We start from the raw sequence: 15690 nt of genomic DNA, 5'->3' as shown, positions 1-15690 counted from the left end.
CCAAACCGCAACACACTCGGATGCTGCACTGCACACGCGAAGTATTCCGAGTGTTTTTCAATAGTAGCGGGGAATTGAGAGCATTTTCGCTGCATCCGCAACAACTACGACGGTTGGTTCTCAACTTTATTTTCGTCTTCGTTGCTTGCCCGTGCATTGCGGCTTTTCGAGAAGATGTGATCAGAACCAAGCCAGGTTCTCACTCCAATCCTTATCGCGTGCAGACATACCGTTTACACAATCCCTTCATATTATTCGCTGGTTTTACCAAGTGTTGCCCCACACAAGCGGTTGCCGATACAACTAACAAAGGGTCCCCAAATGTCATCGCATCACAAAATGCGCCCAGCGCTTTGTCTAACGTCCGTTGCCGCTGCCTGCGTGCTCGCAGCTTGCGGCGGAAATTCGGATAGCCCCTCTGCCAGCAACAACAACGGTGGCACGACCGCCGGCACGACTTACTCGGGCGTGGTCGCCGCAGCTGCCTTCGTCCCGGGCAGCTCGAGCGGCAACCCGACCTTGAAGGCCGGCTACTACTCAGGCGCCACCGTGTTCGTCGATGCCAATGGCAACGGCGTGCTCGACAGCGGCGAAGCCTCCGCGAAGACCGACAGCAACGGCCATTTCTCGTTGACCACGACCGCCACGGGTCCGCTCGTCGCTGACATCACGACCTCGGCCACCAACACGGCATCGGCCGCCAAGGTCGCCAGCCACCTGATCCTGCGCGCTTCGGCCGACCAGATTGCCGACCAGGGCGCCACCAAAGTCGTGATCAGCCCGATGTCGAGCGAAGTGCAGCGCCTCGTCGAAGCCAACGGCAGCAAGTACGCGACCGAGAAGGCTAATCTGTCGACCCGTCTGTCCGGCCCGGCATTCAACGACGCCTCCGTGACGGTTCCCGCCGGCGACGTCCTGGCCGACGCCAACACCCTGTCCGGCGCCGAGCAGTACGCGGTGCTGTTCGAAGAAAACGCACTGACGAACCGCTACACGTACGCCACCACGAAGCTCGATCGTGGCGACAAGTACCCCGATGCGCTGGCCGTTGCCGGTGGCGACCCCACCCTGACCGGCGTTTCCGGCATCACCGCCGGCGAAACCATCCCGACGGATACGCGTAAGGCGATCACCTTCGCACAAGCCCAGCAGGCTGCGTTCAACGTCGAAGCGATTCCGCGTTACGACAACGTCTTCGTGATCATGCTGGAGAACAGCAGCACGAACCGCGTCAAGGGTTCGGCGTACATGCCGGCGGTCAACTCGATGATCACCAACGGCAACTACTTCTCGACCTACTTCGCGACCGGCAGCCCCTCCGAGCCGAACTACACCGCCCTGGGCGGCGCCGACGACTTCGGTATCGGCGACGACAACTGGTGGGGTTGCGCCGCGACCGGCGCCAACGCCCCGACGGACAAGGCTTTCGCCGGCGGCACGGCTTCCGACGGCCAGCCCCTGCCGTCCCACGTCGCGCTGACGCCGAACGACCCGATCATCGGTACCACCGCCGGCGGCGCCACCGTGGCCGTTGGATCGCTGCTGTCCAATTACACGGCGGCCAGCAACCAGGCGTGCTCGACGGACGGCACCGGTTCCGTCGCCAACCACAACATCATGACCGCGCCGAACCTGTTCACGCAGATTTCGAACGCGGGCCTGACGTGGCGTACCTACAGCGAATCCATGAACCCGGGTCAGGATCCGCGCGGCGACAGCCTCGGTGACACCGGTGTATCGCAGGCCTACAACCAGACGGACGGTAGCATCACCGTGACGGGCACGCCGTTCGCCATGCCCGGTTCGCTCTACAAGACCAAGCACCATCCGGGCATGGCCTACCAGAACGTGCGTAACCAGCCGGAGTTCTTCGCGAACAACCGCACGATCTTCGGTACCCAGTACTACACGAACGCGGCCGACCTGACCAACACCACGCTCTACAAGGTTCCGACCGGCTACAACGTCGACCAGTTCAGCACCGACCTGGCCAAGGGCGACATCGGCACCCTGAACTTCATCATGCCTGACCAGTGTGATGACCTGCACGGCACCGGCAGCGACGGCACCTGTAAGGACAGCGCGACCGCCTCGGGTACCGTTCCGGCTCACGCGCTGCTGACCCGCGCCGACTACTACACCAACGCCGTGGTGCAGAAGATCAAGGCCTCGCCGCTGTGGCAGAACAAGCAGCGCAACGTTGCCATCGTGGTCATGTTCGACGAAGGCAATGGCACGTCCAACGGTGCCGGCAGCTCGTGCTGCGGCTGGGACGTGGGTGGCAAGGCTACGCAGATGCAGAACGCGGACGGCAGCTGGACTCCGGTTCAGGCGAAGTACGGCAACGGCAACAAGGGCCATGGCAACTCGATCTTCGTCCTGATGACCAACCAGCAAGACGTGGGCTCCGCGCCGAAGGGCGTCGCCGACAGCGATACGTACAGCCACTTCTCGTTCGTGCGCACGGTGCAGGACATGTTCCAGCTGGCCGACCCGACTGTTCCGACCTCGTACGCCAACCGTTCGAAGTACACGGAATCGTACATTGCGCAGAACATCGCCAACCTGCCTGAGTACGCTGGCAGCGCCGACACGCACTACGACGCGGTTCGTCCGATGAACCACGCCTACGTGATTCCGGCCGGTTACACGCAGAAGTTCCAGACGGGTGACGTGAGCGATCCGGCGCAAGTTGGTCCGGACGCGACCCAGAAGAACCTGTGGGCGACGAAGTAATAAAAAGCACTAAACGGCAAGCACGCGCAAGCGTGCCATTCATCAAGCAGTAGCCTGCGCGGGGGAGCGGTTCGGCCGCTCCCCCGCCAGCTGTCTTATCGAACAAAGCCGGGGGGAGTAGCGATGCGCAAGGTTTATGCGGGGGCGCTTTATGTCATCTTGTCGACACTGGCCGCTTGTGGGGGCGGGGGCTCGTCACAGTCTGCTTCGACGGATGCAGGCACGGGCTCCACGGGATCCTCGGGATCCACGGGGTCGGCGCCCACGAGCAAGCTGAGCGCTGCGGCCCAGATCGGTCAGCAAATGTTCTTCGACAAGAACCTGTCCGGCGGCAAGAACGAGGCATGCGCGAGCTGCCACGATCCGGCGTATGCCTACGGCCCGCCCAACAGCCTGGCGGTGCAGCTGGGTTCCGATGGCGTATCGGAAGGCCAGCGTGCGGTTCCCTCGCTGCGCTACAAGGCCATGACGCCCGCCTACGACGACAACGCCTCGAACCCCGACGGCATCACGGCGAACGCGCCGGGCGGCGGATTCATGTGGGACGGCCGCGGCAAGACGCTGGCCGACCAGGTGGCGCTGCCCCTGCTCAATCCCATCGAGATGAACAACGGCTCCAAGGACGCGGTGGTGCAGGCGGTGAAGAGCTCCTCGTATGCCGCACAGTTCACGGCGGTGTACGGCCCGGCCGTGTTCGGCGATACGGACACGGCGTTCCAGGACATCGGACTCGCGCTGCAGGCCTACCAGAACGAGGACCCGAGCTTTGCGCCGTATTCCAGCAAGTTCGACCTGTATGCGAACAACAAGATCGGCGGCACGTTGACGCCGGCCGAATTGCGCGGGATGAACCTGTTCAACGATACCGATCACGGGGCCGGCTGCGTGGCCTGCCATTTCATGGGCGCCAACTTCAACGGCTCGAACGCGCTGGGGACCGACTTCACCTATCAGGCGATCGGTGCGCCGCGCAACGACACGTCGATCCCGGACAATCCGAACCCCATCGCGGCCAACCTGAACGCGAGCTACTACGACATGGGGCTGTGCGGCCCGATCAATAACGGCAGCTATGACAGCCACACGCCGCTTTCGGCCACCAGCGGCGCCGGCCCGGACCCCTTTACGGGCGTGAACAACCCGGATCCGTATTGCGGTCGCTTCAAGGTGCCGACGCTGCGCAACGTCGCCGCGCGCAGCGCCTTCTTCCACAACGGCGTGTTCCACTCGCTGGAGCAGGTGGTGCGCTTCTACAACACGCGCGACACCAACCCCGAGTACTGGTATCCGTCCACGGGTGGCGATTCGACCAAGCTGACCAGCAACCCGAGCTATGCGCTGCAACCCACCTATGCAGCGGGCGCGACGGTGAACATGTTCAACGATCTGCCGGCCGCCTACCAGGGCAATATCGACGAGGAACTGCCGCTGGGGCAGGGCCAGACCGACGCGGGCGGCACCACCGCGTTGAACGGTGCGCAGCCGCGTGCTGTCCATTCGGCGCCGCAACTATCGGATCAGGACGTGCAGGACGTGATCTGCTTCCTGAATACTTTGAGCGACGGCTACCAGCCTCCCGCGACCCAGCCCACGAGCGGTAGCTGCGTAAATTGATCTCTTTGAATACTTGAACTATCCACGATGATGCATTTTTCGAATCCGGTGCGCGGCACTGCCATTGCGGTTTCCCTGACGGCGTCGTTCCTGCTGGGCGGTTGCCAGAACAAGGCCGAGCCTACCGCGGAGAACTTTACCAACACCATCACGCACTACCTGGCCGATCGCGGCCACCTGTGCGTGGCGAAATACGATTGGCCCATCCACGTGGCCGATCAGGACATCGTGGTCACGCATTCCCGCGATGCGCTGCAATTGCCGGTGATGGAAAAGCTGGGCCTCGTCAAGAGCACCGTCATGACGGTCGAGCGCACTGGCGAGGACGGGGCCAGGATCGAGGCGCCGGGACGCGAGTATGCGCTGACCGACGAAGGCAAGAAGTTCTACCTGCACAAGCCGGTGGTGGTGGCGACGCCCGGCAAGACGGTCACGCACGACGCCGATTTTTGCGTAGCCACGCTGACCCTGGACAAGGTGGTGGGCTGGGAGCCGCCCCAGACTCACGACGGGGAGACCAGGACCTCGGTGCTCTACACCTATAAGATCGACCCGGCGCCTTTTGCCAGGACTCCTGAGTTCCAGCGAGTGTTTCCCATGGTGGCGCGCGTGATCGAAGGCGCGGGCACCATGCAACTGCGCGAAGGCGTGCGCTTGACCAAGGACGGCTGGGTAGCGGAAGAATATCTCGTTCGATGATCGTTGAGTTCGCCGACGCCGTGCTCCGAGGCGATCGTTCCCGCACGTGGGCCGGTCCATGCCGCTGCGCCAGGACCAGGTGCACCCTTACGGTGTCCTCGCTGGACTCAGCCCCGTGCTCGCAAAATAGATCGCGAGAAAATACAGCAGCACATAGAGCGCGTAGGTCTGCCCGTTGCCGGTATAGACGCGGCGTATCCGAGCCGCCGCCACGAGCGCGAAGTGCGATATGCCGCGCCAGAACATCTGCGCGACCGGCGGCACCGTGCGGCTCAGGAGCGGCCGGTAGAAGTGGTAAAAATCCGGGGCGTTGCGCGCATTGCCGCGCCGGCTGCGGTAGTACAGCACACCTAGCCCGAACACGATCGCCGTGACGATCAGCACGACGATCACGACCGGCGTCGGATTCCAGAACCCGTAGATGCTTTCGAGCGACATGCCGCCCCACACCAGTGTCGCCGCGAACTGCGGATCGATCGCGGCCGACACCGGTTCGAGCAACACCTTCGGAAAGAACGACAGGATCACGATACCGACCACGAACAGCAACTGCGGCACCAGCAGCATCACAGGCGCTTCGCGCACCTGCGGCCGCTGCGGCGGGCGCGGTTTGAGGAAGACACCGTTCAGCAGGCGCAGCATGTACAGAAAGCCGGCGCAGGTCGCGATCAGCCCGCACACGGCGAGCCCGTACCAACCCTTGTCGGTCATTGCGCTCAGCAGCAGCCATTTGCCGCCGAAGCCCATCAGCGGCGGCAGGCCCGACATCGAGACGAGCGCGATCACGACCATCGCGAACGTGAGCGGCATCTCGCGCGCGAGGCCGCCCACATCGGCGAAGTTGCGCGTGCCGGTGCGCGAGATCACGCCTGCGAGCGCGAGGAACAGGATGCCCTTCACGAACATGTGATTGGCGACCAGATACAGCGCGGTGACCCAGCCGAGATGGCTCATCAGGCCGATCGCGGCGACGATATAGCCGGTCTGGCTCATGCTCGACAGCGCGAGCATCCGTTTGAAGTCGTTCTGCCGCAACGCCATCAGCGCGCCGAACAGGGCCGTCAGCATGCCTATCCAGGTCATCGCGTGCGCGAGTTCGAGGCCGACCTCCGAGCGTATCGTCAGATAGGTGCCGATCAACAGGCCGAACATCGCGACCTTGCTGACCACCGCCGACAGCATCGCGGTCACGTCGTCTTCCGCTTCGGTGTAGGCGCCCGGCAGCCATACGTGCACGCCGATCGCGCCGGCCTTGATCAGGAAGCCGGCCGCGAGCAGCACGAACGCGCGGTTCGCCTCCGGTCCCGAATGGATCAGCGCCGACAGCGCGATGCTGTCGTCGATCGCCGCGACGTTGGCGAAGCCCGCCAGCAGGAAGAACGCAGCCAGCAGCGAAAACAGCAGGAAGGTCAGCACGTGCGGTCCCGCGCGCCGGCACTTCGCGATCAGGAAGCACGACGACAGCGTGATGATTTCCCAGCTATAGAAGAACTCGAGCGAGGTGGATGAGCGCAGCAGCGCCGGAATCGACAGCGATAGCACGACGAGCATCGGATAGAAGCCGGCGCGCACGTCGTCGCGATAGAGGCTCGCCGCTGCGATCACGAGGCTGCCCGCGAGCAGCAGCCAGGCGAATAGTCCGGCGATACCGCGCGAGCCCTCGCAGAGCAGACTGCCGATCAATCCAATCGCGATCACCGCGAGCACGCCTTTCACGCGCCCCGGCAGACGATCGGCCGCATAGAACAGCGCACCCGCCGCGAGCGGCGAGAAGATCCACGCCGACACGACGCCCGAGAACACGGCTGCCATATAGGCCGCCGCGATCAGCAGCACGGCGACGCCGAACAGCGGCAACAGCGCGGCGATGTTCGGCCGGGCTTTGGCCTCGAGCTCGGACGGAGCCAGCGCGCGCACGAACCAGTGGAACATATAACCCGCTTCGAGCAGCGAGCCGGTCAGGATCAACACGATCCAGTACGGCTTGCCAGCGGCGGTCAGGCGCATCACGAGTTCCCACTTCGCCCAGAAGCCGGGGAATGGCGGCAGTCCCGCGATCGCGACCAGGAAGAGACCGAGCAGGCCGATCAGCAACGGGCTGCGCGACAGGATCGCGCGTGCATCGTCGCCGTGCCGCCGCAGCACGCCGATTAGCCAGAACAGCCCGGCCTTCGCGAACAGATGGTTGATGAAGAGCCCGCCGACGACGAGCGGGATCGATGCGTCCGCGCCGATCTGGCGCAACAACGCGAGCGACAGCATCAACAGCGCCATCTGCCCGATCGACGAATAGCCGAGCAAGCGTTGCGGCTTCGTCTGCTTGATCGCGAGCAGGTTCGAGAACAGGAACGTGACGCCGCCCGAGACGGCGAGCAGCGTCAGCAGGCCGTCGAACAGCGGCAGCAATTTCAGCAGCGCGAAAAACACGCCCGCCGATACGCCGACCGATACCATCGCGCCGACGCCGCTCGGCGCGGTCTCGTAGACGTCGAGCCCCCAGCCGTTGGCCGGAAACGGCTTCAGCTCGATCACGAGACTCGCGAACACGAGCAGGATCGCGGTCGTGCCGATCGGGCCGCCGAGCTGGTCGCGCAGCGACAGCAGTTCGTCGATGTTGAGGGTGCCGCTCACGTAGTAGAGCAGCACCGCGCCGAGCAGAAAGAGCGTCGACGCGATCACGGTCGCAAAGATGTACTTGAACGCGGCGGCGAGCGCGGCGGGCGTGCGCTCGAGCCCGAACAGGCCGTACGTCGCGATCGACACGATCTCGAGAAACACGAACAGGTTGAACAGGTCGCGGGTCATCACCATGCCGTCGATGCCCATCACCAGAATCAGGTACAGCAGCAACGCCGCGTAGTTGCCGCGCAGACGGTCCCACAGATGCAATGCGCCGAGCAGCGCGACCACATTGACGCTGAACGTGAAGAAGCCTTCCCACAGGCCGAAGCGCAGATTGATCGACACCGGCGGCAGCGCGCCCGCGGTCAGCACCTCGATCGTGTCGCCGCCGTCGAGCAGGCCGTAGAACGACACGCCGGAGACGAACACGATGCCGCACAGCGCGATGAAAAAGCCGAGCGTGAGCCATGGCTTGCCGAGCCGGTACAGCAGCGGAATGGCGAAGCCGCCGCCGAGCCCGAGAATGAAGATGTGCAGCGGATGAAACAGCGCGGCTACCATTTCGACTCGGTGAAGGCGTCGATGGAAAGCGTCTTTCTGGCGGCATGAAGACGGATCGCGAACGACAGCATGATGGCGGTGACCGATAGCCCGATCACGATCGCCGTGACGACGAGTGCCGACGGAATCGGATCGATCGCGCGGTGCGCGGCGGCGGATTTGCTGAGCGCTGCGTCGATGATCGGCGCGGTGCCGCCCGTGACGTAACCGGTTGCGACCATCACGATGTGCAGGCCCGTGTCGATCACCGCGAAGCCGATGATGATGCGCAGGATGTTGCGGTGGGTCAGCATGCCCCACAGGCCGATCAAGGAAAGGCAGAAGCCCGTGATCAGCAGGATCTTCGAAACCGGGATGCCGGTGCTCATGCGCTCTCCTTCTCGTTCAGCTTCTGAACCGGTCGATGATGACACTCAGCTCCGCGCCGACCTTGACGCCGAGCAGCGTGGAAATCAGCGGGATCGCGCCGGCGCTGAAGAACGCGCCGAACTCGCCGCGCGGCAGAAAGCGCGGGTCGAGAAAACCGCCCGCGAGCACGAGGCCGAGAATGCCGATGCACACGTAGATCACGCCCGCGAGCGACTCGACGACGCTCAGCAGCGCGACGTTCAGCGTCGAGCGGGGCCGCGCGAGCAGCATCAGCATCACGGCGGACGCGACGATCGCGCCGCCCTGGAAACCGCCGCCCGCCGACAGATGGCCGTTGACGATCACGTAGCCGCCGAAGGTGAGGATCATCGGCAGCAGCACCTGCTTGCCGGTATGTACGATCTCGCCGGCTGGGCGGCGCGCGGGCGCGGATTCGTCTGCCGCAGCGGCGGAGGTCGCGTTGATTTCCTCTTTCAGCAGCACGCCGACGCTCGCCGCGACCATGAACAGCACCGCGACTTCGCCGAGTGTGTCGAAGCCGCGAAAGGTGATCAGAATGCCGGTCACGATGTTCGGCGCGCCGAGTTCGAGCGGCCCTCTGACGACGTAGTACCAGGCGAGCGGGCGCAGCGCCTGCAACTCCGTGTAGCCGCCGACCAGCCGCCAGAACACGACCGCGAACAGCAGCACCGTCAGCAGCGCAAACGCGCGACGCATCATGATTCGGCCTCCCCCGCGGTGCGCCCGCCTTCGTCGGCGAGTGCGTCGGTGATCGTGGACGGGGTCATCGGCGTGCGGATCAGCCAGGCGGCGCGCGATAGCGCATGCGAGGACACCGGGTTGGTCACGAGCACGAAGTAGATCAGCAGGATCAGACGGAAGGTCCAGTTCGGGTGATAGAACGCGAGGCCGATCAGCACGAGCGTGTTGCCGAGCGTCGACGCCTTGGTGCCGGCCTGAATGCGCGTATACGCATCCGGCATGCGCAGCAGCCCGAGGCCGGCGGAGAACAGAAAGACGGCGCCCACCAGGATGAACACGCTGCCGATCAGTTCGAACATGCGCTAGCCCTTCTGATAACCGGTTTTGCGGATCGCGTACAGAAAGATGAAGGTCGCGAGTCCGGAACCGATCGCGGCTTCGGCCATCGCGACGTCGGGCGCGGCGAGCAGCAGGAAGGCTATCGCGGCGAACAGGCTCGCGAGCCCCGAGCTCACCATCGCGGCCAGCAGATTCTTCAGGCAGACGGCCAGTACGCCGCTCACGAGGATGCTCGCGCACATCAGCAGCAGGAGCAGTTCGAGCATGGCTCACAGCCCCCTTTCGAGAAAGCGCGCAATCGCGAGCACCGCGAGAAAGCTCAGCAGTGCATAGACAAGTGCGACGTCGATATAGACGAAACGACCGGAGACTTGCGCGTACAGCGCGATCAGCGACAGCGAGACGACCGTCAGCATGTCGATCGCGACGATGCGGTCGACGAGGGTCTTGCCGATCACGAGACGGATCACGCCGAACAGGATCGCGAAGAAGATCAGCACGGCGGCGATCCGGAGCATGATCTCAGCCAAAGACTTTCTCCAGATGCTTTTCGAACGGTGCGACGAGTGCCTCGGTCGCTGCGTCGATATCGGTCGTCTTCACGTCGAGCAAGTGAATGAATAGTATGTCGTCCCGAATATCCATGACGAGCGAGCCCGGCGTGAGCGCAATCGAATTGGCGAGCGCGAGACGGCCAAGCGGTGTTTGGAGGCGCGTGCGAACCTTGACGATGCCGGGCTTGATGTCGATACGCGGCGAGTACACCAGCGCCATCACGTTCAGATTGGCGCGTACGAGCTCGACGACGAAGGTCGCGCTATACGCGGCGAAGTGATACGGTGCGCCTGGCGTTAGACGTAGGCGCTGCCATGCTTCGCCCGATGATACGAAGACACGCGCGATGACGAAGGTAATGACGAGACCGACGAGTGCGGGTTCGACGGCGAGCGATGCATTGGCGATCATCCAGATGACGAACAGGACGACCCAGAGGCCAGGCATTCCCCGAGGAACGAACGACGACACCGGTTTTCCGTTGTTCGAAGCCATGTCATCGGTTCCTCAGGAGGCCTTGCGGAAAATTCTAAGTGACAACTTATGGCAAAGCAACCGGCGCACGGTTGTCCGTTGGTGGTCGTTTTGTGTGCGTCAATCCGCGCGGCGCTTATCGGCTGCTCATCGAGTGAATTAGTGTCATTGCGATCTTTTCAATAAAATGGCGCGCGAAAAGCCGACGCCGATCGGCGCGCATTTATTTTGAAACAGACTGCGTTGCCGCGATAAGACACGACGTTGTATCTCTAAGCGGCGCCGTACCGTTTTTTAATCACCTGTGACTGATCGGAATCTGGAAGTCTAGTCGCCAATCTATGCGTGTGCTGCATAAATTGATTTTTTTAATGAATTTGCGCCGGCGACCAGATCCCGGTCGAATGTCGGGTTTCGCGCGGTTTGAATTCTTCGAATGACCAATAAAGGAGCAACGATGAAAGCCATGCTGGCAACCCTGACGATTGCGCTGCTGGCCGTCTCGTCCGGAAGCGCAATCGCCAAGGATTGGTCGACCGTGCGGTTCGGGGTCGACGCGAGCTACCCACCGTTCGAATCGAAAGCCGCCGACGGCAAGCTCGTCGGCTTCGATATCGATCTCGGCAATGAGATCTGCCGCCGGCTCAACGCGAAATGCGTGTGGATCGAGAATTCGTTCGACGGCATGATTCCCGCGCTGAAAGGCCGCAAATTCGACGGCGTGCTGTCGACGATGTCGATGACGCCCGCGCGCCAGGCGCAGATCGCGTTCTCGTCGAAGGTGTTCCGCATTCCGACGCGTCTGGTCGCGAAGAAGGGCTCGCCGATCGAGCCGACGCCGGAAGCGCTGAAGGGCAAGCGCATCGGCGTCGAGCAGGGCTCGATTCAGGAAACCTATGCGAAGACGTATTGGGAGCCGGCCGGCGCCACGATCGTGCCGTATCAGGATCAGGATCTGGTGTATTCGGATCTGCTTGCCGGCCGTATCGACGCGTCACTGCAAAACGCGGTGCAAGCCGATATCGGCTTTTTGCGCACCGCGCGCGGCAAGGACTTCGGATTTGCCGGCAATCCGCTTTACGACGCGAAAACGCTCGGCAGCGGCACAGCGATTGGTTTGCGTAAAGAAGATACCGATCTGCAGGAAAAGATCGACAAAGCCATTGCCGAGATCCGCGCCGATGGCACTTACGACCGCATTGCGAAAAAGTATTTCGATTTCGACGTGTACGGTCAGTGAGCCGAGGCCGCGCCGCACGTGACCAGTTTCGACCTGGCACTCGCGCGGCCCGACACCTAAACTTGTGTCATGACCGTCCTGAGCCGTGCTGCGGCAAGCGGGGATGCCCGAATCGGTTGCAACCGGCGCCTCACGCGGCGCTGCAGGTTTCCGCTTACAAAAGTCAGCGGGCACGGGACGGCGCAATGCGGCCACCGGCTCGCGTGCGGATCGCCTTGCGCACACGGCGCGATCCGCATTGGGGGGCACCGACATGCACGGCTTTCAGATCACGTTCTTCACCCAGCAGGGGCGCAGCCATCATGGCAAGCCGCTTGCCGACTGGCTCGTGCGTCTCGCGAGCGAACTCGGCCTGCGCGGCGCGACCCTGATCCCGGCTAGCGAAGGCATCGGCCATCATCATCGCATTCACTCCGCGCACTTCTTCGAGCTTGCCGATCAGCCGTTGTCCGTCGTGATGGCGATGACGAGCGACGAAGCCGATCGGCTGTTCGATCGACTGCGCGCGGAAGGTTTGCATCTGTTCTACGTGAAGACGACCGCCGAGTTCGGCGTCGTCGGCGAGGCCGACGGGGCTTGAACGACCGGGCCTCGATGGCAAGCCCCACGCCTCGCTCGTCCAGGCGACGAAGTCGGCCGCCATGTCGGAATCGGTGCGTGCTTCCAGCTTGCCGCTGCGGCACGCGTGGCGGAACACCTCGTAGTCCTTCTCGACCTGGTCCGCGTACGCGCGCGAGTAGACGCGCGCCCGGTGTGGCTATTGGGCATGGCGCATGCTCCGCTGCAAGAGGCGAGTCATCCCAGGGAGAGCGAATCATGCTGCAGGTTTCGGCAAACATGCTGATCGCGCTGTCGGCCGTTGCGTTGCTGGCGGGCGCGTCCGGCTGCAAGCGGACGGCCGGGAATGGCGGTATCTCGACGGGCCAGGTGAGCAGCGGTGTCATGAGCAATTCGGCGAGCCCGCGCGGCACACCGGGCGATAGCGACGCGGCAAATCGTGCGAACGCCGAGGCGGGCGCGGCGGCGAGCGCAGCGCCCGCCGCGAGCGACGCCGCGTCGGTCCACAGCACGCCGGCGAGCACGGCGTCCGCGACGCAGTAAGCGTCGCTTAGGCGCGACGGCGCATTGGTCGCCGTTCCATGCGCGCAGGCTTGCTCTCGGTCCTGCGCATGGCGACGCCGCGCGCAGCAGGCGCCGCCTTCCTGGCAGACGTGACTCATTGAAAGACGGACCGGACAGGTATTCGCGCCGCGGCGAAGCGGCGCTCGCGTGTGCGTGTGATATGGAACGCCGGCCCGCTTCAATGCTATGCCGTGGGCTCCTCGTGCCGCACATTGACCATCCACGGCACGCCGAAGCGGTCGATCAACGTGCCGAAGCCGCTGGTCCAGAAGGTCTGCTGGAATGGCATCGTGATCTGTCCGCCGTCCGCCAGCGCGTTGAAGTATTTTTCGCCGGACGTCTGGTCGTCGGCGGTGACCGACAGGCTGAAGCCGGCATGCACGGCGTTGCCGCCGCGGCAATCGCCATCCGACATCAGCACGTGCGTGTTACCGATGACGAGCGTCGCGTGCAGGATCTTGTCGGCGTGTTCGGGCTCCACCGGGCGAGCGGGATCGGGCGGCGCGTCTTTCGCGCGCAGCTTCAGCAACTCCTGCGCGCCGAGCGCCGAACGATAGAACTCAATGGCTTCCTCACAACGGCCATTGAAGAACAGATAGGGCTGGATTTCCATGCTGATTTCCTGAGACGGGGGAGGGTCGGGCGGACGATTCTATCAGCGTGATCTCGCGGATGGACGGCTGTCGAACCTGCGATGCATCGATCGGCCCCACGATGAAGCCACACACCTGATGCTCTACAGCTTATCCCCGCATCAGGCCTTCCCGGCATGACTCCCGCCATTGGCCGGATAAGCCTCCTGCAACGCGATCGAGCCTGTCTCCAGCAGCGATTTGAGGTTGGACATGATCTTCGGCCAGCCACCCGACACCGCCTCGATGAATTTCGATGGATCACGCTCGATCGTATGCGTGAGCGTCAACTTGACCGCCGTTCCGCTCGGTTCGAGCTCCATCGTGCAGCGCGAATCGCCTTCGGCCTGCAACTCGGGACGAATCTGGTGCTGCCAGCGGATCACCAGACGCCGCGGCGGATCGGCCTCGACGATCTCGCCCGCGTCGAAAATCTGGCCGCCGCTCGACACGAGTTTCCACGACGAGCCCGCCGTCCATTCGCTTTCGCAGTGCATGCCGAACCAGTACTGCTTGATGAACTCCGCGTCGGTGAGCGCCGACCACAACTGTTCCGGCGTAGTGCGGATATAGGTCACATAGACGAACGTCGATCTAGTCATTGCCTTTCTCCAGGCGTCGTTTCAGGGTCGAGAGCGCCTTCAGGCGCGGCTTTTCGAACTTGGCAATCCAACGCTCGTAGATCTGCTGCAGCGGCACCGGATTGAGGAAGTGCAACTTTTCGCGCCCGCTGCGTACGGTAACGACGAGGTTAGCCGCTTCCAGCAGGCCCAGATGCTGGGTCACGCCTTGCCGCGTCATGTCGAGGTGGTCGCACAGGTCGTTCAGAGTCTGGCCGTCGTGCGCGTGCAGCACATCCAGCAGCTTGCGCCGGCTCGGATCGGCGAGGGCTTTGAATAGCACGTCGGTGTCGTCGGGGCGCTCGGCCATGAACGGCTACAGGCAAGTAATTTATTGCATTTACTATAGGCAAGAAATTGCTTGCCTGTCAAGGCGACGTGAGGGACGCTCCGCAGGTTCGACACAAGCGCCGACTACCGTTTACGAGGCGCTCAAGTACGTTTCGGAATGTTGCCGCCATGCAAAGGACCGAACAGCCGCGCACAGAGCACGCCCATCGCCAGGATACCGAGGCCGAATGGCACGGCATCACCCGTTGCCTCGATCCGAAAGTCGCCAACACGAAAAACCAGAAGATAGCCGACGACCATATTGAAGAAGCCCCACAGTACATTGACGGTCGATGACGACAGCCCTTTTCCGGACGGCTTCGCGAACGGGCTCTGAAACGGCTCGCCCATCACACCGCTGACGAAATGCGGCACGGCATTCGCGAACAGGACACCGCCGAAAAAATGAGAGACGACATGCGGCCAATCCATTTTAGTTGCTCCTTGAATCGAGTAAATCGATGAGGTCGCGGGCTGTGCCCGTTTCGATGCCGGTTCGGATGAAGTACCTGCAAACGTTCAGGAGTCGGCGAGCCGCTGCAGCAGTTCCACCGCGGCGGCGAGCGTGGCCTGTTCTCGCGGCGATAGCTGCGCTTGCAAGGCACCGATCAGCCAGTCCTCTTTGGCCGCCCGACTTGCCTTGAGCGTTCGTCTGAACGTGGGGGTGAGATCGATAAGAGTTTTGCGTCCGTCGGTTGGATCCGCTTCGCCTTTGACGACGCCCAGCGTCTCCAGACCGGCAACGGTAATGCGCATGGACTGTGGTTTTACGCGCTGCGCTCGCGCTAGCGCGGAAACTGTGGCTGGGCCGCCGCGCTCCAGATGAAACAGCGCCGACTTCTGCGCCGACGTAAAGTCGCTCGATTGCGAATGTTCTCGCGCGCGGCGAACCAGTTTGCTCACGGCAATGCGCAGTTCGCCCGCAAGGGCGGCTAGATCGGTAGATTGGGAAGACGGTGATTGTCGTGACATGCCGAGAACATAGCAGATATACAGTTTAACTGTACAAGTAAACTGAAGATATTTTCGCCGTCGAGTCCGCACGAACCCAGCATAAACAAGCGCCTGTGAGATA

18 protein-coding genes are annotated in these 15690 nt (G+C 63.0%); 6 read left to right on the top strand and 12 right to left on the bottom strand.

From position 1 onward, the window contains the following. Window positions 1–339 precede the first annotated feature (339 nt). The 3 genes from OKW37_RS38545 to OKW37_RS38535 all read left to right on the top strand — a co-directional run bounded on the left by OKW37_RS38545 (window position 340) and on the right by OKW37_RS38535 (window position 5049). Window positions 340–2736, top strand: coding sequence for an alkaline phosphatase family protein (locus OKW37_RS38545; protein ID WP_429402130.1), 2397 nt, complete (start codon window positions 340–342; stop codon window positions 2734–2736). 123 nt (window positions 2737–2859) lie between these two features. Next, complete coding sequence (locus OKW37_RS38540; protein ID WP_429402132.1) at window positions 2860–4350, top strand: cytochrome-c peroxidase; 1491 nt, start codon at window positions 2860–2862, stop codon at window positions 4348–4350. A 27-nt stretch (window positions 4351–4377) separates the two neighbouring features. Continuing rightward, a complete protein-coding gene (locus OKW37_RS38535) occupies window positions 4378–5049 on the top strand; it encodes a hypothetical protein (RefSeq protein ID WP_184059175.1) in 672 nt (223 codons plus the stop codon). A gap of 87 nt (window positions 5050–5136) precedes the next feature. On the opposite strand, the gene OKW37_RS38530 is transcribed toward OKW37_RS38535, so the two are convergent. The 7 genes from OKW37_RS38530 to OKW37_RS38500 are packed head-to-tail and all read right to left on the bottom strand — an operon-like array spanning window position 5137 to window position 10692. Beyond that, on the bottom strand, window positions 5137–8232 hold the full coding sequence (locus tag OKW37_RS38530) for a complex I subunit 5 family protein (protein WP_429402134.1): 3096 nt from the start codon (window positions 8230–8232) through the stop codon (window positions 5137–5139). Further along, entirely contained in the window at window positions 8226–8600 is a 375-nt protein-coding gene (locus OKW37_RS38525; protein WP_090810587.1) for a sodium:proton antiporter, read from the bottom strand. The genes OKW37_RS38530 and OKW37_RS38525 overlap by 7 nt, the downstream gene beginning before the upstream one ends. A gap of 16 nt (window positions 8601–8616) precedes the next feature. Continuing rightward, window positions 8617–9321: a Na(+)/H(+) antiporter subunit B gene (locus OKW37_RS38520; RefSeq protein ID WP_429402136.1), complete on the bottom strand. Its 705-nt coding sequence runs from the start codon at window positions 9319–9321 to the stop codon at window positions 8617–8619. Continuing rightward, window positions 9318–9662, bottom strand: coding sequence for a monovalent cation/H(+) antiporter subunit G (gene mnhG / locus OKW37_RS38515; RefSeq protein ID WP_429402138.1), 345 nt, complete (start codon window positions 9660–9662; stop codon window positions 9318–9320). Before mnhG ends, OKW37_RS38520 begins: the two co-directional genes overlap by 4 nt. 3 nt (window positions 9663–9665) lie before the next feature. Further along, window positions 9666–9908, bottom strand: coding sequence for a hydrogenase subunit MbhD domain-containing protein (locus OKW37_RS38510; RefSeq protein WP_018422732.1), 243 nt, complete (start codon window positions 9906–9908; stop codon window positions 9666–9668). A gap of 3 nt (window positions 9909–9911) precedes the next feature. Then, window positions 9912–10172: a monovalent cation/H+ antiporter complex subunit F gene (locus tag OKW37_RS38505; RefSeq protein WP_018422733.1), complete on the bottom strand. Its 261-nt coding sequence runs from the start codon at window positions 10170–10172 to the stop codon at window positions 9912–9914. Beyond that, window positions 10165–10692: a Na+/H+ antiporter subunit E gene (locus tag OKW37_RS38500; RefSeq protein WP_429354799.1), complete on the bottom strand. Its 528-nt coding sequence runs from the start codon at window positions 10690–10692 to the stop codon at window positions 10165–10167. Before OKW37_RS38500 ends, OKW37_RS38505 begins: the two co-directional genes overlap by 8 nt. A 436-nt stretch (window positions 10693–11128) precedes the next feature. Between OKW37_RS38500 and OKW37_RS38495 the strand changes: the two genes are divergently transcribed. The 3 genes from OKW37_RS38495 (at window position 11129) to OKW37_RS38485 (ending at window position 13012) form a co-directional block, all read left to right on the top strand. Next, a complete protein-coding gene (locus tag OKW37_RS38495) occupies window positions 11129–11911 on the top strand; it encodes an ABC transporter substrate-binding protein (RefSeq protein WP_429402140.1) in 783 nt (260 codons plus the stop codon). A 253-nt stretch (window positions 11912–12164) separates the two neighbouring features. Then, window positions 12165–12491 (top strand): DUF190 domain-containing protein, encoded by a 327-nt coding sequence (locus OKW37_RS38490; RefSeq protein WP_429402518.1) that lies wholly within the window; start codon window positions 12165–12167, stop codon window positions 12489–12491. Window positions 12492–12727: 236 nt separating this feature from the next. After that, window positions 12728–13012, top strand: coding sequence for a hypothetical protein (locus OKW37_RS38485; RefSeq protein ID WP_429402142.1), 285 nt, complete (start codon window positions 12728–12730; stop codon window positions 13010–13012). A 205-nt stretch (window positions 13013–13217) separates the two neighbouring features. On the opposite strand, the gene OKW37_RS38480 is transcribed toward OKW37_RS38485, so the two are convergent. The 5 genes from OKW37_RS38480 to OKW37_RS38460 form a co-directional block, all read right to left on the bottom strand. Beyond that, window positions 13218–13646, bottom strand: a complete 429-nt coding sequence (locus OKW37_RS38480) for a VOC family protein (protein ID WP_429402144.1) — start codon at window positions 13644–13646, stop codon at window positions 13218–13220. Between the two features lie 141 nt (window positions 13647–13787). Next, window positions 13788–14267 (bottom strand): SRPBCC family protein, encoded by a 480-nt coding sequence (locus tag OKW37_RS38475; protein ID WP_090810571.1) that lies wholly within the window; start codon window positions 14265–14267, stop codon window positions 13788–13790. Further along, window positions 14260–14595, bottom strand: coding sequence for an ArsR/SmtB family transcription factor (locus OKW37_RS38470; protein WP_018422741.1), 336 nt, complete (start codon window positions 14593–14595; stop codon window positions 14260–14262). The genes OKW37_RS38475 and OKW37_RS38470 overlap by 8 nt, the downstream gene beginning before the upstream one ends. A 122-nt stretch (window positions 14596–14717) precedes the next feature. Next, window positions 14718–15047: a hypothetical protein gene (locus tag OKW37_RS38465; RefSeq protein ID WP_429402146.1), complete on the bottom strand. Its 330-nt coding sequence runs from the start codon at window positions 15045–15047 to the stop codon at window positions 14718–14720. Between the two features lie 87 nt (window positions 15048–15134). Beyond that, window positions 15135–15587, bottom strand: a complete 453-nt coding sequence (locus OKW37_RS38460; protein ID WP_184059273.1) for a MarR family winged helix-turn-helix transcriptional regulator — start codon at window positions 15585–15587, stop codon at window positions 15135–15137. Window positions 15588–15690: the final 103 nt, after the last annotated feature.

The sequence above is a fragment of the Paraburkholderia sp. MM5482-R2 genome (assembly GCF_050436125.1).
GTDB lineage: Bacteria > Pseudomonadota > Gammaproteobacteria > Burkholderiales > Burkholderiaceae > Paraburkholderia > Paraburkholderia tuberum.
Note: the sequence above shows the minus strand (reverse complement) of the source record. Positions and strands in the feature narration are given on the sequence as shown.